The organism is Streptomyces sp. NPDC056361 (assembly GCF_042262805.1).
Taxonomy (GTDB): Bacteria; Actinomycetota; Actinomycetes; order Streptomycetales; family Streptomycetaceae; genus Streptomyces.
The window spans coordinates 1-22,384 of record NZ_JBHJQI010000143.1 but is presented as its reverse complement, the minus strand read 5'-3'; the positions used below and the strand labels follow the sequence as shown (position 1 = coordinate 22,384).

General features: G+C 72.6%; 23 protein-coding genes. 12 read left to right on the top strand and 11 right to left on the bottom strand.

Annotated features, from left to right (window positions below):
* Positions 1-32: 32 nt before the first annotated feature.
* From ACFCY7_RS32895 to ACFCY7_RS32880, 4 genes are all read right to left on the bottom strand, one after another.
* Positions 33-1,760: an ABC transporter substrate-binding protein gene (locus ACFCY7_RS32895; RefSeq protein WP_376489728.1), complete on the bottom strand. Its 1,728-nt coding sequence runs from the start codon at positions 1,758-1,760 to the stop codon at positions 33-35.
* A 188-nt stretch (positions 1,761-1,948) separates the two neighbouring features.
* Entirely contained in the window at positions 1,949-2,044 is a 96-nt protein-coding gene (locus tag ACFCY7_RS32890) for an Ms4533A family Cys-rich leader peptide (RefSeq protein ID WP_324611690.1), read from the bottom strand.
* Positions 2,045-2,145: 101 nt separating this feature from the next.
* On the bottom strand, positions 2,146-3,579 hold the full coding sequence (locus ACFCY7_RS32885) for a DUF3152 domain-containing protein (protein ID WP_376489727.1): 1,434 nt from the start codon (positions 3,577-3,579) through the stop codon (positions 2,146-2,148).
* 9 nt (positions 3,580-3,588) lie between these two features.
* Entirely contained in the window at positions 3,589-4,554 is a 966-nt protein-coding gene (locus ACFCY7_RS32880) for an alpha/beta fold hydrolase (protein WP_376489726.1), read from the bottom strand.
* 140 nt (positions 4,555-4,694) lie between these two features.
* On the opposite strand from ACFCY7_RS32880, the gene ACFCY7_RS32875 reads away from it, so the two are divergent.
* The 4 genes from ACFCY7_RS32875 to ACFCY7_RS32860 all read left to right on the top strand — a co-directional run bounded on the left by ACFCY7_RS32875 (position 4,695) and on the right by ACFCY7_RS32860 (position 6,555).
* Complete coding sequence (locus ACFCY7_RS32875) at positions 4,695-4,910, top strand: hypothetical protein (protein WP_376489725.1); 216 nt, start codon at positions 4,695-4,697, stop codon at positions 4,908-4,910.
* A gap of 146 nt (positions 4,911-5,056) precedes the next feature.
* Complete coding sequence (locus ACFCY7_RS32870) at positions 5,057-5,716, top strand: TetR/AcrR family transcriptional regulator (protein WP_376489724.1); 660 nt, start codon at positions 5,057-5,059, stop codon at positions 5,714-5,716.
* Positions 5,717-5,843: 127 nt separating this feature from the next.
* Complete coding sequence (locus tag ACFCY7_RS32865) at positions 5,844-6,071, top strand: DUF3107 domain-containing protein (protein ID WP_376489723.1); 228 nt, start codon at positions 5,844-5,846, stop codon at positions 6,069-6,071.
* Between the two features lie 214 nt (positions 6,072-6,285).
* Complete coding sequence (locus ACFCY7_RS32860) at positions 6,286-6,555, top strand: hypothetical protein (RefSeq protein ID WP_376489722.1); 270 nt, start codon at positions 6,286-6,288, stop codon at positions 6,553-6,555.
* 44 nt (positions 6,556-6,599) lie between these two features.
* On the opposite strand, the gene ACFCY7_RS32855 is transcribed toward ACFCY7_RS32860, so the two are convergent.
* Entirely contained in the window at positions 6,600-7,322 is a 723-nt protein-coding gene (locus ACFCY7_RS32855; protein WP_376489721.1) for a ferritin-like fold-containing protein, read from the bottom strand.
* A 486-nt stretch (positions 7,323-7,808) separates the two neighbouring features.
* Here ACFCY7_RS32855 and ACFCY7_RS32850 point away from each other — a divergent pair, with 486 nt between their 5' ends.
* Positions 7,809-10,520, top strand: a complete 2,712-nt coding sequence (locus ACFCY7_RS32850) for a DEAD/DEAH box helicase (RefSeq protein WP_376489720.1) — start codon at positions 7,809-7,811, stop codon at positions 10,518-10,520.
* Between the two features lie 123 nt (positions 10,521-10,643).
* Positions 10,644-11,549, top strand: coding sequence for an alpha/beta fold hydrolase (locus ACFCY7_RS32845; protein ID WP_376489719.1), 906 nt, complete (start codon positions 10,644-10,646; stop codon positions 11,547-11,549).
* On the opposite strand, the gene ACFCY7_RS32840 is transcribed toward ACFCY7_RS32845, so the two are convergent.
* Positions 11,533-12,462: an NYN domain-containing protein gene (locus tag ACFCY7_RS32840; protein ID WP_376489718.1), complete on the bottom strand. Its 930-nt coding sequence runs from the start codon at positions 12,460-12,462 to the stop codon at positions 11,533-11,535. The genes ACFCY7_RS32845 and ACFCY7_RS32840 overlap by 17 nt on opposite strands.
* A gap of 175 nt (positions 12,463-12,637) precedes the next feature.
* Here ACFCY7_RS32840 and ACFCY7_RS32835 point away from each other — a divergent pair, with 175 nt between their 5' ends.
* The gene (locus tag ACFCY7_RS32835) at positions 12,638-12,790 is read left to right on the top strand and encodes a hypothetical protein (RefSeq protein ID WP_086823662.1); all 153 of its coding nucleotides are present in this window, start codon (positions 12,638-12,640) and stop codon (positions 12,788-12,790) included.
* A gap of 103 nt (positions 12,791-12,893) precedes the next feature.
* Here ACFCY7_RS32835 and ACFCY7_RS32830 read toward each other — a convergent pair whose 3' ends face one another.
* The 4 genes from ACFCY7_RS32830 to ACFCY7_RS32815 form a co-directional block, all read right to left on the bottom strand.
* On the bottom strand, positions 12,894-13,499 hold the full coding sequence (locus ACFCY7_RS32830) for a MarC family protein (protein WP_367822475.1): 606 nt from the start codon (positions 13,497-13,499) through the stop codon (positions 12,894-12,896).
* Positions 13,500-13,734: 235 nt separating this feature from the next.
* Complete coding sequence (locus ACFCY7_RS32825; RefSeq protein WP_376489717.1) at positions 13,735-14,595, bottom strand: PHP domain-containing protein; 861 nt, start codon at positions 14,593-14,595, stop codon at positions 13,735-13,737.
* 163 nt (positions 14,596-14,758) lie between these two features.
* Positions 14,759-15,397 carry a DUF6758 family protein gene (locus tag ACFCY7_RS32820; protein WP_376489716.1) on the bottom strand — a complete coding sequence of 213 codons (639 nt, stop codon included), beginning with the start codon at positions 15,395-15,397 and terminating at the stop codon, positions 14,759-14,761.
* Between the two features lie 148 nt (positions 15,398-15,545).
* Positions 15,546-16,130 carry a suppressor of fused domain protein gene (locus tag ACFCY7_RS32815; RefSeq protein ID WP_376489715.1) on the bottom strand — a complete coding sequence of 195 codons (585 nt, stop codon included), beginning with the start codon at positions 16,128-16,130 and terminating at the stop codon, positions 15,546-15,548.
* 418 nt (positions 16,131-16,548) lie between these two features.
* Here ACFCY7_RS32815 and ACFCY7_RS32810 point away from each other — a divergent pair, with 418 nt between their 5' ends.
* Complete coding sequence (locus ACFCY7_RS32810; protein WP_376489714.1) at positions 16,549-17,676, top strand: magnesium and cobalt transport protein CorA; 1,128 nt, start codon at positions 16,549-16,551, stop codon at positions 17,674-17,676.
* A 13-nt stretch (positions 17,677-17,689) separates the two neighbouring features.
* Entirely contained in the window at positions 17,690-18,196 is a 507-nt protein-coding gene (locus tag ACFCY7_RS32805; protein ID WP_376489713.1) for a hypothetical protein, read from the top strand.
* A 58-nt stretch (positions 18,197-18,254) separates the two neighbouring features.
* On the opposite strand, the gene ACFCY7_RS32800 is transcribed toward ACFCY7_RS32805, so the two are convergent.
* Positions 18,255-19,013: a hypothetical protein gene (locus ACFCY7_RS32800; protein ID WP_376489712.1), complete on the bottom strand. Its 759-nt coding sequence runs from the start codon at positions 19,011-19,013 to the stop codon at positions 18,255-18,257.
* Between the two features lie 291 nt (positions 19,014-19,304).
* Here ACFCY7_RS32800 and ACFCY7_RS32795 point away from each other — a divergent pair, with 291 nt between their 5' ends.
* The 3 genes from ACFCY7_RS32795 to ACFCY7_RS32785 are packed head-to-tail and all read left to right on the top strand — an operon-like array spanning position 19,305 to position 22,337.
* The gene (locus tag ACFCY7_RS32795; RefSeq protein WP_376489711.1) at positions 19,305-20,588 is read left to right on the top strand and encodes a magnesium transporter MgtE N-terminal domain-containing protein; all 1,284 of its coding nucleotides are present in this window, start codon (positions 19,305-19,307) and stop codon (positions 20,586-20,588) included.
* Positions 20,578-21,159, top strand: coding sequence for a DUF1003 domain-containing protein (locus tag ACFCY7_RS32790; RefSeq protein WP_376489710.1), 582 nt, complete (start codon positions 20,578-20,580; stop codon positions 21,157-21,159). The genes ACFCY7_RS32795 and ACFCY7_RS32790 overlap by 11 nt, the downstream gene beginning before the upstream one ends.
* A gap of 44 nt (positions 21,160-21,203) precedes the next feature.
* A complete protein-coding gene (locus ACFCY7_RS32785) occupies positions 21,204-22,337 on the top strand; it encodes an Mrp/NBP35 family ATP-binding protein (RefSeq protein ID WP_376489709.1) in 1,134 nt (377 codons plus the stop codon).
* Positions 22,338-22,384 lie beyond the last annotated feature (47 nt).

The window sequence follows — 22,384 nt, the reverse complement described above, 5'->3', positions numbered from 1 at the left end:
CGCCACGGGCGCCGGGGTGTCGGTCGGCGTGGTCACTTGACCGCGACCTGCGAGATGTCGAGGACGCCGGTCCAGTCGCTGATGACGACGTTCTTGATGTCCTTGCCGACGAGCCGCTTGTAGACCGGGTGGAAGAGGGGCACGTCGAGCGCCTGCTCGCCGATCTTGCTGTCGAGGGCGCCCCAGCGGGCGGCGGCGGCCTTGAGGTCGGTGAGCTTGTTGATCTCGTCGATCTCGCGGTTGACCGCGGGGTCGTTCAGCTGGGCGTGGTTGTAGTTGGAGCCGTCGGCGACGATCTGGCGGCCGTCGAAGATCGGCGCGAGGAACGGGCCGCCGGCGGGCCAGTCGGCACCCCAGCGGGAGAGGAAGAAGCCGGGGGCGTCCTTGACGCTCCAGCGCTTCTCGTTGAAGGAGTTGGGCTCCTGGCCGTCGAGCTTGACGGTGATGCCGGCCTTGCCGAGCGCCTCCTGGACGGCGGTGGCGATTTCGGGGCTGGTGGCGCGGTTCTGGGCGGTGGAGTGCAGCAGGGTGACGGTCAGCCCGTTCGGGTAGCCGGCTTCCTTGAGCAGCTCCTTGGCCTTCGCGGGGTCACCGGTCTTCCCGGCCGGGAAGTGGTCGTACGGCGTGAAGCCGAAGGCCTTCTGCTCGGGCAGGAAGGTGGTGGCGGGCTCGGCGAGGGCGGAGCCGCCGGCGGCGTTGACGACGCTGGTGCGGTTGACCGCGTACGAGATCGCCTGGCGGACCTTCGGGTTGTCGAAGGGCTTCACCTTGGGGTTGAAGGCGATGTAGTTGGTGAAGCCGAAGTGGCCGGTGCCGACGCGGGCGGCGAGCGCCTTGTCGGAGCCGATCTGGGCGAGTTCGGCCGGGCCGAGGTTGGTGTCGGTGGTGACGGCGGCGGAGTCGGCTCCGGAGGAGGTGGCGAGCCGCTGGTTGATGACGGCCTCGTCGAGCCCGGACTTGACGTCGATCCGGTCGGGGTAGGCCTTGCGCTCCTCGTCCGTCTTCGGGTCCCAGTGCTCGTTGCGCTCCAGGACGAGGTGCTCGCCGTCGTTCTTGTTCTCGACGACCTTGTACGGCCCGGAGGAGACGGGGTGCTCCTCGTACTTCGCGCCGGTGTCCTTCGCCTTGGGGACGGGGGCGAACTGGGTCTGGGTGGCGACGAACGGGAACTCGCCCTCCGCCTTCTTCAGCTTGAAGACGATGGTCCTGGCGTCCGGGGTGACGATCGAGGCGAGGCCCTTGGGGTCCTTGTACGACCCCTGGTACGTGTCGCCGCCGATCAGCCAGTCCCGCAGGTAGGGGGCGCCGCCGGAGAGCTCGGCCGCGAAGGAGCGCTCGATGCCGTACTTCACGTCGGCGCTGGTGATGGGCGTGCCGTCCTCGAACTTCAGGCCCTCCTTCAGCGTGTACGTCCACTCCGTGGCGTCCTTGTTGGGGCGGCCGGTGTCGGTGGCGAGGTCGGGGACGACCTGGGTGCCGGCGGCGCCCGCCTCGCGGTTGCGGGTGGTGAGCGTACGGAAGACGAGGGAGGGGACGTTGCCGCCGCCGGAGGTGTAGAGCCGGGCCGGGTCGAAGTCGCTCTGGGCCTCGTTGTTGAGGACGGTCAGCGTGCCGCCCTTCTGCGGGGCGCCCGCGGCCTTGCCGGAGGTACCGCCCTTGGCGCCCGCGTCCTCGGGACCGCAGGCGGCGGCGCCCGAGGCCAGGACGACACCGACGGCGGCCGCTGCCACGCGGCGAGAAATGACGGACGGTTGACGCATCGGAGAAACCTCTCGGAGAACTGCGGGAAGGAAAAGGGGAATTCCACGCAGGCGACGGCGAGCGGAGTCGTCCGGGACATCACGTCGACAAAAACGAAAAGCCGCGCCTGCGGGGAGGGAGAACCCGGGCGCGGAAAGTCGTCGGTGTCACCGAAAGGAAAAGGAGCCGACGAACGCTCGGGCGGGCGTCAGCTACAGAGAATGTCGGACACGGTGTGTGCGGTCACGCCGATGAGCGCCAGCTCGATGGCGGCGCGATCGGATACGACGTGACGGTGCGACATGCCGAGAAATATGGACGAACACGCGAGCGATGTCAACGCGGATCCCGGCCGGAGTGAGACACGGGTCTCGGAATGTGATCACTACAGGATCGGACGGAACGTCAACTTCCGGGATGCACCCAGGGGTTGGGGCGACACGGAATCCCGTCGACCTTCAGGGACTTCGTCTGCTGCTGCATCACGGGCGCGAGCGCACCGGCCGTACGGCAGCTCACATGGCTGTGCCCGAGCCGGTGGCCCACCTCGTGGTTGATGAGCATCTGGCGATAGGCGTGCATGGCCTTCGGTCCGAAGGTGTCCGATCCCTGCGCCCAGCGGAATGCGTTGATCATCACGCGTTCGGTGGAGGCGGAGTCACAGGACACGTTGTCGACCGTGGTGTCGAGACCGGACTTCTTGCACCAGGCCCCGGTGGTGCCGGGACTGGCGAGCGTGATGACGAACTCCGGCTCTCCACTGGAAATCCGCTCGAACTTCATCTCGCCGTTGCCGGCCCAGCTGCGCTTGTCGTTCAGGGTCTTCTGCACGGCGTCGGCGAAGAGCTTGGAGTCGAGGCCGATCCCCTTCTCCACGTCGATCCGGTAGCGGATCAGACGCCCCTTGCCGGGCGCCTTCTCGAAGCCGGGCACGGCCTCGAAGGCGCCGGAGCCCTTCAGCTTCGGATCGATCGGGAAGCGGTGGGTCATCAACTGCTCGTACGTCAACGGGGTGACGGCGGGAGCCGGGGTCGTCGGGACGACCCGGTCGTCGGAACGCGAGGCGGAGGTGTCGTCCGTCGGCCGCTCGCTCGGCTGCTCGGCGGCGCGGGTGACCGGCGGGGCCGTGTCCCGGTCGGCGACCTGACCGGCGACGACGACGGCGAGGACGGTGGCGACGCCGGCCGCCCCGACCCCGGTGAGGGTCCGGCCGAGGCCGCCCCGACCCGCCGGGCCCTCCGGCTCCGGGGCGTCGACGGCACCCGCACGCCGCGGCCCGGGGACGAACGGCGCCTGGCCGTCGGCCCGTTCGGGCGCGGGCGCGGTGGCCCGGTGGGCGCCGCGGCGACCTCCGTACGGGCCGGGCGCGGGCGTCGGCGCCGGAACGGAGGCCTCGTCGTGCTGCGGATGGCCGCCCCGCACGGGGGTCCGGTAGGCGGGGATGCCGTGCGCCGGGGTGCCGGGCGTCCCGTGCGCCGGGGTGTCGAAGGCCGCGCCGGCGTAGCTGCCGGTCCCGTAGGTGACACCGGCACCACCGGTACCGCCCGCACCGGTCCCGTACGGGACGCTTCCGCCCGCACCGGTCCCGTACCCACCGGCGCCCCGGCCACCGCCGGAATACGCGCCGTAGCCGTACGTGGGCGTCCCGTGGGCCGGCGTGCCGTACGCCGGGGTCCCGTGGGCCGGCGTGCCGGCGGCGTCCTGGCCGCCGCCCGGGGCCCTGCGCCGGCGTCCCGTCCCCGGTGCGGGTGCCGGGGACTGCGCCTGCGCCTGCTCGGCCGCCGGAGGGGCGGCGGGTGCGGCGGGCGCGGAGCCGCCCTTGCGACTGTGTCGTCCCACGGCCCCGGATCAGCTCCTGCCGTGGTCGGCGATCAGGTCCCGCGCGGCCTGGGCGACCGTCTCGGGGTACTCCATCATCGCCACGTGCCCGGCGTCGGGGAGGGTCAGCAGGCGCGAGCCGCGGAAGGCGGCCGCGGCCTTGCGGGCCATCCGGTACGAGACCAGCCGGTCGCGCCCGCCGTAGACGAGGAGCGTCGGGGCGAGGACGCGTTCGGCCTGCCGCCACAGCCCGTGCTGGCCGCCGAGCGTGTAGGCGTCGACGATGCCGCGCGACGAGCGGGCCATGGCGTCCCAGAAGTAGGGGAGCTCCAGGCGCCGCTCCATCTCCTCGACGGCGTGCAGGAAGCCCTCGTCGGAGACCCGGCGGGGGTCCCCGTAACAGAGGGAGAGGACGCCGCGGACGCGCTGCTCGGGCGTCCAGCCCCGGGAGAGCTTCGCGAAGAGCGGGGCGACGCCCGGCACCGCGAGCATCACGGTGGGCCAGGCGGTGCGCTGGGCGCGCAGCTCGGGCAGCGCCGGGGAGACGAGCGTCAGGGTGCGGACCAGGTCGGGCCGGGCGGCGGCGACGCGGGTGGCGACGGCGCCGCCCAGCGAGTTGCCGAAGAGGTGGACGGGGCCGCGTCCGCCGGCGTCGAGGAGCCGGATGACCGCGCGGGCGTGCCCGGTGACCGAGTAGTTGCCGTCGTCGGGCGGCGGGGAGTCGCCGAAGCCCGGCAGGTCGACGGCCTCGCCGTCCACCTGGTCCGCGAGCAGCGGCATCAGGGTGGACCAGTTCTGCGAGGAACCGCCGAGGCCGTGCACGTACAGCGCGGGCGGCAGGCCGGGACGGACGCCCGGCCGGGAGCGCACGGTGAGGGTGAGTCCGGGCAGCTCGACGGAGCGGAGCTCCTCGCCGTCGGCGACCCGCACGGCGCGGGGCCTCGACGCGGGTGGTGCGGCGGCGGTCCGTTTTTCCGGCAGCTCGGTCGACGACATGGCCGCAATATTACGAGACGATCACGCGGCTCCGCGTGTGGGTGCCGTCACAGGTGCGTGTGCGGCGGGGCGCGTGTGCTCCTACGCTCGAAGGGAGGGCCATCGGAGAGGACCGCGACCCGCGTGCCGGAAGGAACCGCATGACTGTCGATCCGTCCGAGCCGGACACATTCGCCGAGGAAGAGGTCGTCTTGCTGGAGCAGGAAATCCCGGAGGCCGACGCTGCCGAGCAGCACACCGAACTGCAGCAACGCGAGGACGAACCCGTCACTCATATCGAGCACGAGTCGGCGAACGAGGCCGACGCGTCCGAACAAGCGCGCGTGGTCGCCCTGGACGAAGACGACTACCGCTGATTTGTTCGGTTTAATCTTGAATCGACTGTCGACCCGGACGTCCGGTCCGTGAAATTCTGCGTTCGCACCGCGCACAGCCGGGTTACCCAAAAGTACGATGGCGGCGCGGCGCGACAGCGCGCATGGATCGATTCTTGGGAGGCCGCGTGAGCGCCATCGAGCAGACAGAGGCAGCACGCCCTCGGGGCACGCGCCTGCCGCGACGTGCCCGACGGAACCAGCTGCTCGGCGCGGCCCAGGAGGTCTTCGTCGCCCAGGGGTACCACTCGGCCGCGATGGACGACATCGCCGAGCGGGCCGGCGTCAGCAAGCCGGTGCTCTACCAGCACTTCCCCGGGAAGCTGGAGCTGTACCTCGCCCTCCTCGACCAGCACTGCGAGGCCCTCCTGCTCGCGGTGCGCACCGCCCTCGCCTCCACCACGGACAACAAGCTCCGTGTCGCGGCGACGATGGACGCGTACTTCGCCTACGTCGAGGACGAGGGCGGCGCCTTCCGACTGGTCTTCGAGTCCGACCTGACCAACGAGCCCGCCGTACGCGAGCGCGTGGACCGGGTCAGCCTGCAGTGCGCCGAGGCGATCTCCGACGTCATCGCCGAGGACACCGGCCTGTCCAAGGACGAGTCGATGCTGCTCGCCGTGGGCCTCGGCGGCGTCTCGCAGGTCGTCGCCCGCTACTGGCTGTCCAGCGAGTCCAAGATCCCCCGCGACAAGGCCGTCGGTCTGCTCACCTCGCTCGCCTGGCGCGGCATCGCCGGCTTCCCGCTGCACCCGGTGGACGGCCTGCTGAGCGCCGAGGGTCACTGAGCATTCCCGTGCGCTGTTCGCTCCTGGCGTGCCGCGGCTGCGCCGTGCGCGTCCCCTCACCGGGCTAATGTGTGCAGCGTACGGCGCAAACAATCGCGCAACGCTGACCGTTCGGAGGGACATAGCCGTGGAGGTCAAGATCGGCGTGCAGCACGCACCCCGGGAGATCGTTCTGGAGAGCGGGCAGTCCGCCGAGGAGGTGGAACGCGCGGTGGCCGACGCACTGTCCGGCGCGTCGCAGCTGCTCAGCCTCTCGGACGAGAAGGGCCGCAAGGTCCTCGTTCCCGCCGAGAAGATCGCGTACGTGGAGCTCGGCGAGCCCGCCGTCCGCCGCGTGGGTTTCGGCGCGCTCTGAGCCCGGGTTCGACGAAGGCCCGGTGGACCGTCTCGGTCCACCGGGCCTTTCGCGTGCCGTGCCGCGCCGCCCGGCCGCACGGGTCGGCCGCCGGGCCTCTCGTATGCCCGTATGGCCACGTCAGGGGGTACGGGAGGATTGCGTTCCGACCCTCGGGGGTAGGAGGTCTGCGACCGCACCACCCGCCCCGCAGCACCCCGCGAGGTGATCCGCCGTGTTCCTGGAAGCCCTCGGTTCCGCCCTGCTCGGTTTCGCCCTGGCCTGGGTCGCCGCGCAGCGGCTCGCCGACCGCCTCCCCGCTCGGGGGAGGGTCCTCGTCACCGGCACGCTCGGCGGTGTGTTCGGCGCGCTCGTCACCCACGGGGCCCTGGGCCCCGGCCACTTCCTCGCCACGCTGATCGGCGCGGTGGCGGTGGCGGCGGTCCTGCTGTCGCTGCTCGTCCGCCCGGCCGCCCGAAGGCTGCGCCGATCAGCGGCGGCGTGAGGAGCGCCGCCCGACCCGTCGGTCGTACCGGCTGAGGAGCCGTCCTACGCGGCCAGGCCGAGCGCGGCCATCCGCTTGGTGTGCGCCTCGGTGATCCGGGAGAACATCCGGCCGACCTCGGCGAGGTCGAAGCCGTCCGCCACGCCGCCGACCAGCATCGTCGAGAGCGCGTCGCGCTCGGCGACCACGCGCTGCGCCTGCGAGAGCGCCTCGCCCATCAGCCGGCGCGCCCACAGCGCGAGTCGGCCGCCGACGCGCGGGTCGGCGTCGATGGCGGCGCGCACCTTCTCCACGGCGAAGTTGCCGTGGCCGGTGTCGTCGAGCACGGAGAGGACGAGCGCGCGCGTGTCGGAGTCGAGGCGGGCCGCGACCTCCCGGTAGAAGTCGCTCGCGATGGAGTCGCCGACGTACGCCTTGACCAGGCCCTCCAGCCAGTCCGACGGAGCGGTCAGCCGGTGGAAGTCGTCGAGCGCCTTGGCGAAGGGCTCCATGGCCGTGGTCGGCTCGGCGTCGACGGCCGCGAGACGGTCCCGGAGCTGCTCGAAGTGGTGGAACTCGGCCGAGGCCATCTTCGCCAGCTCCGCCTTGTCCGCGAGGGTGGGCGCCAGCTTGGCGTCCTCGGCGAGCCGCTCGAAGGCCGCCAGTTCTCCGTAGGCGAGGGCGCCGAGGAGGTCGATGACGGCGGCGCGGTACTGCGGCTCGGCGGATGCCGTGGCCCAGTCCTCGGCGGCGATCCCGGTGGGTGTGGCGTTGTCAGGCGTCTCCATGGAGCGCACAATAGCCCGCTCGCGGTCCCCGGGAAGGCCCTGGTCAGTCAGTGTGACCGTGCCCTCATCACGTTTTCTCCCAACACACATGCGCGAATCCGGGGTACAGTGATAAAGCGCCTGCTGAGTATGCGGACATGCTTTCGCACGTTCGGACGTACCCGGTGGGCCGACTCATGAATGAGGATGCCCGGTCGGTGGCCCGATCGGCTCCGGCCCGACAGCCCTTCCGGCGGACCCGCGGAAGGGTCACCCTCAGCGGTACGACGCTCGAGCGACGGCAGTGGTCCCGTGCCACCCGGCAGTGATCTCCACGATCCGGCCGGAAGGATCCCGGCACGGTACGACCCCCTTCGTTCGCCTCGCGCCGCGTCTCACAGAAGAGGCAGCACCCTGACTACGACTTTCCGAGAGCTCGGAATCCTCCCTGAGACGGCCGAGGCCCTTGAGGCCGTCGGCATCGTCAACCCGTTCCCCATCCAGGAGATGACCCTCCCGGTCGCCCTCACCGGCACCGACGTCATCGGCCAGGCCAAGACCGGCACCGGCAAGACCCTCGGCTTCGGTCTGCCGATCCTGGAGCGCGTGACCGTCCCCATGGACGTCGAGGTCGGCCGGGCGAAGCCCGAGCAGCTGACCGACGCCCCGCAGGCCCTCGTCGTCGTTCCGACCCGCGAGCTGTGCCAGCAGGTCACCAACGACCTCCTGACCGCCGGCAAGGTCCGCAACGTCCGCGTGCTCGCCATCTACGGCGGCCGGGCGTACGAGCCCCAGGTCGAGGCGCTGAAGAAGGGCGTCGACGTCGTCGTCGGCACCCCCGGCCGCCTGCTCGACCTGGCCGGCCAGCGCAAGCTCGACCTGTCGCACGTGAAGGTCCTCGTCCTCGACGAGGCCGACGAGATGCTCGACCTGGGCTTCCTGCCCGACGTCGAGAAGATCATGAACATGCTTCCGGCGAAGCGCCAGACGATGCTGTTCTCGGCCACCATGCCGGGCGCGGTCATCGGTCTCGCCCGCCGCTACATGTCGCAGCCGACGCACATCCGCGCCACCTCGCCCGACGGCGAGGGCGTGACCGTCGCCAACATCAAGCAGCACGTGTTCCGCGCGCACTCGATGGACAAGCCGGAGATGGTCTCCCGCATCCTGCAGGCCAACGGCCGCGGGCTCGCGATGATCTTCTGCCGCACCAAGCGCACGGCGGCCGACATCGCCGAGCAGCTGGAGCGGCGCGGCTTCGCCTCCGGCGCCGTCCACGGCGACCTCGGCCAGGGCGCCCGCGAGCAGGCGCTGCGCGCGTTCCGCAACGGCAAGGTCGACGTGCTCGTCTGCACCGACGTCGCCGCCCGCGGCATCGACGTCGAGGGCGTCACCCACGTCATCAACTACCAGTCGCCGGAGGACGAGAAGACGTTCCTCCACCGCGTCGGCCGCACCGGCCGCGCGGGTGCCAAGGGCACCGCGGTGACGCTGGTCGACTGGGACGACATCCCGCGCTGGCAGCTCATCAACAAGGCGCTCGGCCTCGACTTCCACGAGCCGGTCGAGACGTACTCCAGCTCCCCGCACCTCTTCGAGGAGCTGGACATCCCGGCGGGCACCAAGGGCGTCCTGCCCCGCGCCGAGCGGACCCGCGCGGGTCTGGGCGCGGAGGAGCTCGAGGACCTGGGCGAGCCCGGCGGACGCCGTGCGCGCGGCCCGAAGCCGGCCGAGCGGACCGAGGAGCGTCCGGAGCGCACGCGGACCCCGCGTCAGCGCCGGCGCACCCGTGGCGGCGCCTCGGACGACGCCCCGGTCTCGACCGCCCCGATCTCGACCGCCCCGGCGTCGGCGGCCCCGGCCGTCGAGGCGGGCACCACCACGGGCGAGGCCCGGACCGAGTCCGGCCCCCGCACCCCGCGCCGCCGCCGTCGCACCCGCGTCGGCGCCCCGGGCGCCGCTCCGGTGGCCCAGGCCGCTCAGGCGACCCAGGCTGCTCCGGTGGCCAAGGCCGCTCCGGTCGTCCAGGCCGCTCAGGCTGCTCCGGTCGCCCAGGCTGCTCCGGTCGCCCAGGCCGCTCCGGTCGTCCAGGCCGCTCAGGCTGCTCCGGTCGCCCAGGCTGCTCCGGTGGCCAAGGCCGCTCCCGTGGCGGAGGCCGTTCAGGCCCCGGCCGCCGCGGCCCCGGCGGAGGAGCCGAAGGCTCCCCGTCGCCGTAGCCGCACGCCCCGCCAGACGCCCGTGACGGCCGCGCCCGTCGCCCAGGCTCCGGCCGCTCCGGAGTCGACTCCGGCCCCGCGCCGCCGTCGTCCCCGCGTGGCCCGGCCGGTCGAGGACACCGGTTCGTTCCAGACCGTCGAGACCGCCGCGGCCGCCCTGCGCGCCGCCGCTCCGGCCGTCGTCGAGGCCCCGGTCGCCGAGACCCCCGCGGTCGAGGAGCCGAAGCGGGCCCCGCGCCGCCGGGCGACCCGGAAGGCCACCGGATCCCCGGTCGCCGAGCAGGTCGTCCAGCAGGCCGCCGCCCCGGTCGTCGAGGCCCCCAAGGCCGAGGCTCCCGCGGTCACGGCCGAGGTCCCCGCCCCGCGTCGCCGCCGTGCGGTCCGCCCGGCCACCAACGCCCCGGTCGTCGAGACTCCGGTCGCCGAGGCCCCCGTGGTCGAGGCCCCCGCCGCCGAGCCGGTCGCCGAGCCGGTCGTCGAGGCCCCCAAGGCCCCGCGCGGTCGTCGCACGGCCCGCAGGCCCGCCGGCTCCCCGGTCACGGCCGAGACCCCCGTGGTCGAAGCCGTCACCACCGAGCCCGTCGCCGAAGCGGTCGTCGAGGAAGCCCCCAAGGCCCCGCGCGCCCGCCGCACCGCCCGCAAGGCCGCCGGCTCCCCTGCGACCACCGAGGCCCCCGTGGCCGAGGCCGTCGCAGTCGAGCCGGTCGTCGAGGAGGCGCCGAAGGCCGCCCCGCGCCGCCGTACGGCCAAGAAGGCGGCCGTCACGGAGGCCGTGGTCGAGGTGCCGGTCGCCGAGGAGGCCCCCAAGGCTCCCCGTCGCCGCGCGGCGAAGAAGGCGGTCGTCGCCGAGGCGCCCGACGCCTCCGAGCCGAAGGCGCCGACGCGCCGCCGTACGACGAAGAAGGCCGCAGCTGCCGAGGCCGAGGCACCGGCGGCTGAGGAGGCCCCCAAGGCTCCGCGCCGTCGCACCACGAAGAAGGCGGCGGCCCAGCCCGAGGGCTGATCCCCGCCCCGCCCGTCACACCCGTGCGGCCCGGTCCCTCCCCTGGGACCGGGCCGCACGGCCGTGTCACGGCCCCGTACGGCCCGCGCGGCCGCCTTCCCCCCGCGCCGCTACAGTCCAGATATGAGCAAGCCCCGTTCCCTCGCACTGCCGCCCCGCACCCGCGCCCGGCGGCTGGTCACCGCGCGCGGCGACTTCGCCGTGCTCGACGCGGCGCCGGCGGGCGAGCGGCGGGGGACGGTACTGCTGCTGCCGGGGTTCACGGGCAGCAAGGAGGACTTCCTGGCCCTGCTCGGGCCGCTGGGCGAGGCCGGGTACCGGGCCGTGGCCGTCGACGGGCGGGGCCAGCACGAGAGCCCGGGCCCGCGGGGCCGGAGGGCGTACCGCCGCAGGGCGCTCGCGCTGGACGCGGTGGCGCAGGCGGCGGCCCTCGGCGACGGGCCCGTCCACCTGGTCGGCCACTCGTTCGGCGGCCTGGTCGCGCGGGCTGCGGCGGCGCTGGCCCCGGACGCCTTCCGCTCCCTGACCCTGCTGTCCTCGGGCCCGGGCCCGGTCGCCCGGCCGCAGCGGATCCGGGTGCGGGTGCTGCGCGGGGCCCTGGCACTGCTCCCGAAGGAGCGCGTGTGGCAGGCGATGTGCCGCCTCGAAACCCGCGGCGAGGAGCCGGGCGCGGCGGACGCGCCGGAGCTGACGGAGTTCCTGCGGCGGCGTTGGATGCGGACCCGGGTCGCCCAACTCGCCGGAGCCGGACGGCTGTTGGTGAACGGTCAGGACGGCACCGAGGAGCTGACCCGGCTCCGGATGCCGCTGCACATCGCGTACGGGGCGGACGAGCCGGTCTGGCCCCCGGCGGACCTGTCGGCGACGGCGGCCCGCACGGGCGCGCACCACACGGTGGTGGCGGGCGCCGGCCACTCCCCCAACGTGTCGCACCCGCAGGAGCTGACCGACCGCCTCGCCGCCTTCTGGGAGCGGTCGGACGCGCCCGCCGGGGGCGCCCCCGCCGCCGAGGTCAGTACTGCGCCTTGAGGTGCTGCCAGAAGCCGTCCCGCAGGGCGCGCCGGAGCGAGGCGTGCCCCCGCAGGGAGCGGCTGAGCAGGCGCTCCGCCTCGACGAGCAGGTCCTGGTCGACCGGTCCCGGCAGGTAGGGCGCGCTGGGCAGGAGCTCGGCGAGCCGGTCCCGGCCCCGTTCGCCGAGCCAGGTCGCGGCGATCTGGGCGCCGACGAACCGGACCTCCTCGCGGGAGGGCGGCGGCTCGCCCTCGTTCTCGTACGTGGTGACCGGGCGGCGGGTGACGTACGGGCGGCAGAAGTCCAGCTCGAAGGTGCGCTGGCTGTCGACCTCCCAGAGGAGCGCCTCGGCCTGGTTGCGTCCCTCGGCGGCCTCGATGCCCCAGAGGTGGACGCGCGCGCCGTACCCCTGGGCCGCCTCGACGGCCGAGACGAGGTCCTCGTCGCCGCCGACGAGGGCGGCGTCGCTGATGGCGCGGTGGCGGGCGAGGGACTCCAGGTCCGTGCGGATGAGGGAGTCGACGCCCTTCTGCTGGTTGTTGGCGTTGAGGTTGCCGAGGCGGACCTTGACGTCGGGCAGTTCGGCGATGGCCTGCTGCTCGGGGGTGTGGATGCGGCGTCTGGCCCCGTCGTACCAGTAGACGCGGAGCAGTCTGCTGTCCGCGAAGATCGTGCGGGCCTTGTCGATGAAGGCCTCGATGAGGCCTTCCGCGTCGAGGTCGAAGGAGCGTCGGTCCTCGGTGCCCGCCACAAGCAACCCGGCCGCAGCATGGACGTAACCCGCGTCGACGAAGATGGCGTGGGTGGAAGGGGTTTTGGCCACCTCGGCCAGCATCCGCTGAAGCAGCTCGTTGGTGCGCTCCAGGCGCGCGTCGAGTTCGCGCAGGCGGGCGGTCGTCTCGGTCACCTGAGTGGTCTCTGCGTCGTTCATACGGGGCTCATTGTCCGCCGGTCGGGGCGCGGCCGCCACACCCTCTTACCCGCCAGTAGTTAGCAATCCGAAAATTTTCCTTAGCGTAAGGAATGTTTGCAGGGTGCACCTCGTTGGATCCCTGTGTACGACAGTTCTCCATCAGGAGGATCAACTCAGACGAAGGGAGAAGCCCATGCGCTTCGAAATCCTGCGACTCGACGACATCGACGGCACGCCCGTCGACCGGACCGTCGTGGACGCCGCCTCCGTCAATCGGATCGTGCAGCAGGCCGCCGCGATCGGCCAGCGCATCTGGATCCGCCCCGCCGAGACCTCGGCCTCGTAACAGGCCCGGTCCACACCACGCACCGCGCCCCCGCACGGACTTCGCAAGAGCGGAATCCGTACGGGGGCGCAGTGGCGTCCGGGGCACCCGCCCCGGCCGCCGGTCAGGCGTTCTGGATCACCTGGGTGACGCCGTTGATGATCTGCTGCACGGCGATGGCGGAGAGCATCATGCCCGCGAGCCGCGTCACCAGGACGACGCCGCCGTCCTTGATGACCCGGATGATCACCAGCGAGTAGCGCATGGTCAGCCACAGCACGACGTGCATGGCGGCGATGGCGGTCCAGACGGAGACCTGCGAGGCGACGCTGTCGGCGTTCTGCACGGCCAGGATGACCGAGACGATCGCGCCGGGACCGGCGAGCAGCGGCATGCCGAGCGGCACCAGGGCGACGTTCACGTCCTTGGTCTGCTTCGGCTCGTCCGTCTTGCCGGTGAGCAGGTCGAGCGCGATGAGCAGCAGCAGGAGACCGCCCGCGATCATCAGCGCGGGGACGGAGACGTGCAGGTAGTCCAGGATCTGCTGCCCGAGCAGGCCGAAGACGGTGATGACGCCGAAGGCCACCGTGACGGCCTGCCAGGCCATCCGGCGCTGCACCTTGGCCGGGCGGCCGGAGGTGAGGGCGAGGAAGATCGGGGTGATCCCGGGGGGATCCATGATCACGAAGAGGGTCAGGAACAGCGAGCCGAAGACGGCGACGTCGAACACGGTGGGGTGCCTTGCGGGAGAGGTCGAACAGTGGGGTGTCCCTGCACTGCGGAACGTGGGATTCCGGAAGCAGGGCAGGAGAAGCGCCACCGGAGCACGGCACGGAGCCGTACGGCGGCGCGGGGTGAAGTCGGGGCGCGCGCACCCGCCCGGGAGGCGGCGGGCGCGACGGCCGGCCGCCGTCACGGGGGAGCGGCGGAAGGGGGGCCGGAACGGCCCGGGGCGTACGGCCCTCTTAGCGGGATCCGCCCGCGCCGGGGACCGGGAAGGCCCCCGCCGCACGGCGGGTGATCTCGCCGTAGATCTCGGGGTCGGTGGTGTACTCGCCGAGGCGGCAGGTCTTGCGGCTGCCGTGGTAGTCGCTGGAGCCCGTGGTCAGCAGCCCGAGTTCCTTCGCGAGCCCGCGCAGCCGCGCGCGCGTCGCCTCGTCGTGGTCCATGTGGTCGACCTCGATGCCGTCGAGTCCGGCCTCGGCGAGCCGGGCTATCGAGGCCTCGGGCAGCACCTGGCCGCGCTTGACGGCGAGCGGGTGCGCGAAGACGGTGACCCCGCCGGCAGCCTTGACCAGGCGGATCGCGTCGATCGGGTCGAGCTCGTGCTTCCCGACGTACGCCCGGCCGCCGTCGGCGAGCCACTCGGGCGTGAACGCCCCCGACACGTCCGGTACGACGCCGAGCTCGACGAGCGCCTCGGCGACGTGCGGGCGGCCCACGGAGCCGTCGCCGGCGATCCGGGCGACCTGCTCCCAGGTGACGGGGACGCCGAGCTCCTGGAGCTTGCCGACCATGGCGCGGGCCCGCGGCACCCGATCGTCCCGGACGAGCTCGCGCTCGGCGAGGAGCGCGGGCTCCGTCGGGTCGAAGAGGTACGCCAGCATGTGCAGGCTGATCCCGTCGACACGGCAGGACAGCTCGGCCCCGGTGACCAGCGTCAGCCCCTCGGGCAGTGCCTCGATCGCCTCGGCGTGGCCGCGGGTGGTGTCGTGGTCCGTCAGCGCGACGACGTCGAGCCCGGCCGCGGCCGCGTTCCGTACGAGCTCCGCCGGCGAGTCCGTGCCGTCGGACGCCGTGGAGTGGGTGTGCAGATCGATGCGCACGACGCGGTACTCCGGGGGCTCGGCACGGACGAGGGACGCTCCAGCATAACGGGCGAATCGAACACGCCCGTACGGAACGTCAGACGCCCTCCCCGGGCGCGAACCGGGCCGACACCGGGTTGCGGACCGACCCAAGGGGGCAAGCCGCGGACCCGGCCGGTGGCTAGCCGAGGAGCCTCGGGGTGAGGGCGCCGCACGGCAGGAGTTCGACTTCGGCGCCGGCGTCGCGCAGGTCCGTCAGGACGAGCTCGTCGTACATGAGGAGGCCGGACTGCTCGGGCCAGACGATGGCCCACAGCCACATGCCGCGCGCCTCGCCCGCGAAGACCGCGCGGTCGTGCGGGGCGCCGTTGACGTGCCAGAGCGGGGTGGGACGGCCGGCGGCCAGCACCTTCGTCTGGGGCGGCTTGTCGATGGACATGCCGGGGCCGGGGTCCGGCCCGTCGATGCCGGCGTACCGGGCGCCGAGGCCGACGCCGAGCTCCTCGGCGACGAGGACCAGCTCGCCGATCCCGCCGAGGGGTCCGGGCCCCGAGCACGCGACGGCGGTCGCGCGACCGCCGCTGCGGTCGTCCCCGGCGTACGCGACCCCGGTGAAGAGCCAGCCGACGGGAAGGGGCCACGGCATCCACACCGGGACTTGGGACCGGTTCACCACGACACCGAGCGCCTCGACGCTGGGCGGGATCACGGGCTGGAGCGGGTACACCGAGCCGTGCACGTCACACTGCCAGGAGTCGGCGAAGAGACCGGGCGCCCTGACCCGGCCACCGCACTTCGGACAACTGGGTTCGCCCCTCATAGGGCTCAACGGTCCTAGCTCTTCCGCCCCGCGTCAAGGACGTCAACGGACGATCACCCGTCCGGCCCGGGCCGTTCACCCTCGGTCGACATACACCCTGGTAACGGTCGATTCGGACGGGACGGGCGGGGGTCGGGGGCCGCGGGCCTCAGTCCAGGTTCACGGATCCGCGCAGCGGATCGCGCAGGTCCGTCCCCTTGGCCAGCCAGCGCTCCTCCAGGGCCTGCGCCCCGTGGACCCGCTTCCAGGCGGCCTCGTTCGGGGTCATCGGGAGCAGCGGCAGGAAGCGGACCGGGTCCATCGGGTCGTCGAGCTCCAGGTCCTCCACGAGGCCGCCGGACTCGGCGACCAGGACGGAGCTGAAGGCGGCGCCGGGCCAGAGCGGGTCGCCGACGTCGAGCGAGGCGCCGGGGGCCACGACGACGCCCTCGACCTGCGGGGTGGAGGCGAGCACGGCGAGCGGCCGCAGCACCTTGTCGGTGTCGGCGAGCCCGGCCCGCACGGTGAGGACGAGTTCCGCGCGCGGACCCTTCACGGGGTCGGCGAGCGCGGCGGTCGGGTCGGCCATCGGCTGCGCGGACATGCCGAGGGTCGCGTACCGCACGAGATCGCCGTCGATGAACCGGAGCACCTCGATCCGGTCCGTCCCGAGAAACGTCACCGCGGCCCGCGCGTCCGGTTCTCCGAGCGCCGTCCGCAGCCGGGCCTCGACCAGTGCAAGAACTTCTGCCATGGAGGGAGCATAGATCGCGTATGGAACGGGCAAAGGAAGGGATTGACCCTCTGTCGGCTGATAGTGTTGGCCACTGGTCGGGATTCCCGACTGCTCGTCACACGTCATCCCCGACAGGGGACCGGCCGGAGGAGGTGGGACTGCGATGGACCGAAGTCGATCGGGCAGTACCAGCAGCTCTTCCGCCGCTCCGCACCCCCGCCAGGTGCGCTCCCTCCGGTGACGTCCGGGTCCGGCACGGACCCGCCCCTCCGGCATCTCGCACGACGGAAGAGCACTTCGCCTTTCCCTGTCTGTAGCGACCGCCGTCAACGCGCCTCTCCGGTGCCGCCCGCTTTGTGGACGACGTACCTCTCCGTCCCCATTCCGGGCTGTGCCACGCTCCGCGCCGACGGCCGATCCGTGAAGGAGCACGCCCATGTCGATGATCCGCGACCTCACCGCAGCCGTCCGCCCGAGCCTGCGGCACACCCTGCGCAAGACCCCCACCACGTACACCTCGTACGACCCCACCCGCGACCACTCGGCCTCCAGCGCCGTGGTCGACTGCGCCGTCTACCGCGACGGGCGCCGGGTCGACGACCGCGAGTGCCTCACGCCGCGCGGCGCGATGCGCCAGGTACGGGAGAGCGGCGGCTTCGCCTGGATCGGCCTCCACGAGCCGACCGAGGCCGAATTCGCCGGAATCGCGGCCGAGTTCGGGCTGCACCCGCTCGCCGTCGAGGACGCCGTCCACGCCCACCAGCGGCCCAAGCTGGAGCGGTACGACGACACCCTCTTCACCGTCTTCAAGACCATCCACTACGTCGAGCACGCCGAACTCACCGCGACCAGCGAGGTCGTCGAGACCGGCGAGGTCATGTGCTTCACCGGCCCCGACTTCGTCATCACCGTCCGGCACGGCGGCCAGGGCTCCCTCCGCAACCTCCGCCACCGCCTCCAGGGCGAGCCCGAACTCCTCGCCAAGGGCCCCTCGGCCGTGCTCCACGCCATCGCCGACCACGTCGTCGACGGCTACATCGCGGTCGCCGACGCCGTCGAACTGGACATCGACCAGCTCGAGATCGACGTCTTCTCGCCCGCCGCGAAGGGCTCCACCCGCGGCACGGACACCGGCCGGATCTACCAGCTCAAGCGCGAGGTCCTGGAGTTCAAGCGGGCCGTCACCCCGCTCCTGCGCCCCATGCAGCTGCTCAGCGAGCGGCCCATGCGGCTGGTCGACCCCGACATCCAGAAGTACTTCCGCGACGTCGCCGACCACCTCGCCCGCGTCCAGGAGCAGGTCGTCGGCTTCGACGAGCTCCTCAACTCGATCCTCCAGGCCAACCTGGCGCAGGCGACCGTCGCGCAGAACGAGGACATGCGCAAGATCACCTCGTGGGCCGCGATCGTCGCCGTCCCCACCGCCGTCTGCGGCGTGTACGGCATGAACTTCGACCACATGCCCGAACTGCACTGGAAGTACGGCTACCCGATGGTGCTCACCGGCATCATCGCCATCTGCTTCACCATCCACCGCACCCTCAAGCGCAACGGCTGGCTCTAGATAGGCTTCGGCCATGACCGACATGCTGCTCACCGGCGCCCTCGTCGAGGAGGCCACCAAGAAGTCCGGCCTCGTCTGGGTCCGGGGCACCGGCCCCGCCCGCGCGCTCTGGCACGTCTGGCACGACGGCGCCGCGCACGTCGTGGGCGACGGGCCCGGCGAGCAGCCGCTCCCCGGCCTGACCGACGGCGGTACGGCCGAGGTGACCGTGCGCAGCAAGGACAAGGGCGGCCGGCTCGTCGCCTGGACCGCCACGGTGCGCGAGCTCGCCCCCGGCAGCGAGGCGTGGGAGGCGGCCGTCGCCGAGCTGAAGGGCAAGCGGCTCAACGCGCCCGACGGCGAGGCGATGCCGGCCCGCTGGGCGCGCGAGTGCCGGGTGCTGCGGCTCGACCCGCACGCCTCGACGACGGACCTGCCGGACGGCTCCCTGGCCGCCGTCCCGCTACCGACCGAGGCGATCACCCGCCGCCCGGTACCGGCGGCCCTGCCGAAGCTGCTGTTCGGCCGGAAGCGGCGTTAGGGGGCGTCTTGTCGATCAGGCCGGGCCCCGCGAGCCCGCCTGATCGACAAGACAGGCCCTAGGTCCGGGGCAGCTGCTTGCCGTAGTCGAGGGTCTCCTCCGTCGACGGCTCGGCGAGGGGGAAGTCGCGGTTCCATTCGGAGAGCACGACGATGCCCGCGCCGCCGCCCCGCGCGAACTGGAGGGGGTAGGGAGAGCCTTCGAGGGCCACGTCGAGGGTGCCGCCCTCGCCGTCCTCGCCGCCCTTGACCTTGACCGTGCGGACGCCGCCGATCTGGTCGCGGTCGCCCTTGACGGCCCCGCCGTGGAGGGCGATCAGGCCGTCGAGGAGCGGGCCCATGTCGGTGAAGCCGCGCAGCTGCTTGTACGAGGGGTCGCCCTGGGGCACCTTCACGTACATGTCGTCGAGCTTGTCGGCGGCCTCGGTGTCCGCCTCCGTGGGCGCCTCGGACGCCTTGTCGTCATGGGCCCAGAAGCCCGCGTCGGCCTTCAGGTAGAGGGCGTCGCCGACGCGCAGCAGCTCGAAGGTGCTGTTCTTCGTGGTCACCGAGCCGGTCGCGCCGTCCTGCTTCAGGCGCATGTTCAGCTTGAAGGTGCCGCCCTTGCTGACCAGCGTGCCGGACAGGCGCACCGCCTTGGCCGTGTCCGCCGCCGCCTGCGCCTTGCGCTCGATCTCGGGAGCGGTGAGCTTCCCGACCCCGTTCGTCCCCTCGTCCGGATCGGCCGCGCAGGCCGTGAGTCCCACCGTCAGTCCGGCGCAGAGCGCCAGGGGCGTGACCGCCCTGCGGATACGCGATGACGGGGTGCGGACGGTCATCTGCGCTGCCTCTCGTTTCGTGGGGGGCGACGGGCCCTGGCCCGTACGGGGTGCCGCCGGGCGGCCGCGCTCCCGACCGGGCGGAACGGCCGGGTCCGGTGCGGGGGCCGATGGGGGGACGGCAGACCGCAGCGTACCCGGGCCAGGTGAAGGACCCCGCAGGCAGCCGTACGGAGGCACTGCCGGGGCGGGCCGGAACGGCACGGGCTAGCCTGAACCCGGCAAAGCTCTGCAATCACCGGCAAAGCTCTGCGACGACTCGATTCGTGCGGCACCGAGGAGGCGCGTGGCATGGCGGCAGGCGCCCCCCGGATCTTCGTCTCCCATCTCGCGGGGGTCCCCGTCTTCGACCCCGTCGGCGACCAGGTCGGCCGCGTCAGCGACCTGGTGGCCATGCTGCGGGTGGGCCGCAGGCCGCCCCGGCTGCTCGGCATGGTCGTGGAGGTGCTGAGCCGCCGCCGGGTCTTCGTGCCGATGACCCGGATCACGGGCGTCCAGTCGGGTCAGGTCATCACCACCGGCGTGGTCAACATGCGCCGCTTCGAGCGGCGCCCCACCGAGCGGCTCGTCCTGGGCGAGCTCCTCGACCGGCGCGTCCGTCTCGTCGGGAGCGACGGGCAGGAGGGCGAGGAGGTCACCGTCCTCGACGTCGCCATCCAGCAGCTGCCCGCCCGCCGCGACTGGGAGATCGACAAGGTCTTCGTCCGCAAGGGCAAGGGCGGGGTGCTGAGCCGCAAGGGCGAGACGCTGACCGTCGAGTGGTCCGCCGTCACCGGCTTCTCCCTGGAGGAGCACGGGCAGGGCGCCGAGAGCCTGGTCGCCACCTTCGAGAAGCTGCGCCCCGCCGACCTGGCCAACGCGCTGCACCACCTCTCGCCGAAGCGGCGTGTCGAGGTCGCGGCGGCCCTCGACGACGACCGGCTCGCCGACGTCCTCGAAGAGCTGCCCGAGGACGACCAGGTCGAGATCATCGGCAAGCTGAAGGAGGAGCGCGCGGCCGACGTCCTGGAGGCGATGGACCCGGACGACGCTGCCGACCTGCTGTCCGAGCTGCCGGAGGAGGACCAGGAGCGGCTGCTCACCCTGATGCAGCCGGACGACGCCGCCGACGTGCGTCGGCTCCTGGCGTACGAGGAGCGCACGGCGGGCGGTCTGATGACGACCGAGCCGATCGTGCTGCGTCCCGACGCGACCGTGGCGGACGCGCTGGCCCGGGTCCGGCAGCAGGACCTGTCGCCGGCGCTCGCGGCGCAGGTGTACGTGTGCCGGCCGCCGGACGAGACGCCGACCGGCAAGTACCTGGGCACGGTGCACTTCCAGCGGCTGCTCCGCGACCCGCCGTTCACCCTGGTGAGCTCGCTGGTGGACAGCGATCTGCCGCCGCTCGGCCCGGACACCCCGCTGCCGGCCGTGACCAGCTACCTCGCCGCGTACAACATGGTGGCGGCGCCGGTGGTCGACGAGAGCGGCTCGCTGCTCGGCGCGGTCACCGTCGACGACGTGCTCGACCACCTGCTGCCGGAGGACTGGCGGGAGACCGAGTTCCACGATGAGGGGGCCCCGCATGGCCGCTGAGCGGACGCAGGACCGGGACCGCGAGCGGGAACGGGAGCGGGACCGCGAGCGGCCGTCGCCCCGCATCCGGCTCGATCTGCCGCGCGAGCGGCGGGCCAGGCTGCTGCCGGAGTACGACCCCGAGGCGTTCGGACGGCTCTCGGAGCGGATCGCCCGCTTCCTGGGGACGGGGCGCTTCCTGGTCTGGATGACCCTGACGGTCGTCGTCTGGATCGGGTGGAACGTCTTCGCGCCGTTGCCGCTGCGGTTCGACGAGTACCCCTTCATCTTCCTGACGCTCGCGCTGTCCCTGCAGGCCTCGTACGCGGCGCCGCTGATCCTGCTCGCCCAGAACCGGCAGGACGACCGGGACCGGGTCAATCTGGAGCAGGACCGGAAGCAGAACGAGCGGTCGATCGCGGACACCGAGTACCTGACGCGGGAGATCGCGGCGCTGCGGATGGGCCTCGGCGAGGTCGCGACCCGTGACTGGATCCGGTCGGAGCTCCATGACCTGATCAAGGAGCTGGAGGAGCGCCGGGATCTATTCCCGTCGGCCGACGGTCGCGGAAGTGACGTACCCGACCGTTGACAGGGCTTTCATGGGCCGGTGGTCGGCGCCGTACCATCGTCGGTATGGCTACGGAAGACGCGGTGCTCGCAGCACTGGCGACGGTGAACGACCCTGAGATCAACAAGCCGATCACTGAGCTCGGCATGGTCAAGTCGGTGGAGATCGAACCGGACGGCAGGGTCGCCGTCACGGTCTACCTGACGGTCTCCGGCTGCCCGATGCGCGACACCATCACGCAGCGCGTGACCGAGGCCGTCTCCAAGGTCGAGGGTGTCACCGGCGTCGAGGTCTCGCTCGACGTGATGAGCGACGAACAGCGCAAGGAGCTGGCCGCGGCGCTGCGCGGCACGGGCGCCGAGCGCGAGGTGCCGTTCGCGAAGCCCGGCTCGCTGACCCGGGTGTACGCGGTGGCCTCCGGCAAGGGCGGTGTCGGCAAGTCGTCCGTCACCGTGAACCTGGCCGCGGCGATGGCCGCCGACGGTCTGAAGGTCGGTGTCGTCGACGCCGACATCTACGGCCACAGCGTGCCGCGGATGCTGGGTGCGGACGGCCGTCCGACCCAGGTCGAGAACATGATCATGCCGCCGTCCGCGAACGGCGTGAAGGTCATCTCCATCGGCATGTTCACCCCGGGCAACGCCCCGGTCGTGTGGCGCGGCCCGATGCTGCACCGCGCGCTCCAGCAGTTCCTCGCGGACGTGTACTGGGGCGACCTGGACGTCCTGCTGCTCGACCTGCCCCCGGGCACCGGCGACATCGCGATCTCGGTCGCGCAGCTGGTGCCGAACGCGGAGATCCTCGTCGTCACCACCCCGCAGCAGGCCGCCGCCGAGGTCGCCGAGCGGGCCGGCTCGATCGCCGTCCAGACCCACCAGAAGATCGTCGGCGTCGTCGAGAACATGGCGGGCCTGCCCTGTCCGCACTGCGACGAGATGGTCGACGTGTTCGGCACCGGCGGCGGCCAGAAGGTCGCGGACGGCCTGACGCAGACCACGGGCGCGACGGTCCCGGTCCTCGGCTCGATCCCGATCGACGTGCGGCTCCGCGAGGGCGGCGACGACGGCAAGCCGGTCGTCCTGTCCGACCCCGACTCCCCGGCGGGCGCCGCCCTGCGCGCCATCGCCGGCAAGCTGGGCGGCCGTCAGCGCGGCCTCTCGGGCATGAGCCTGGGCATCACGCCCCGCAACAAGTTCTAGCGGCACGGCTTCCGACCGTACGACGAAGGGGCGCCCCGGTTCCGGGG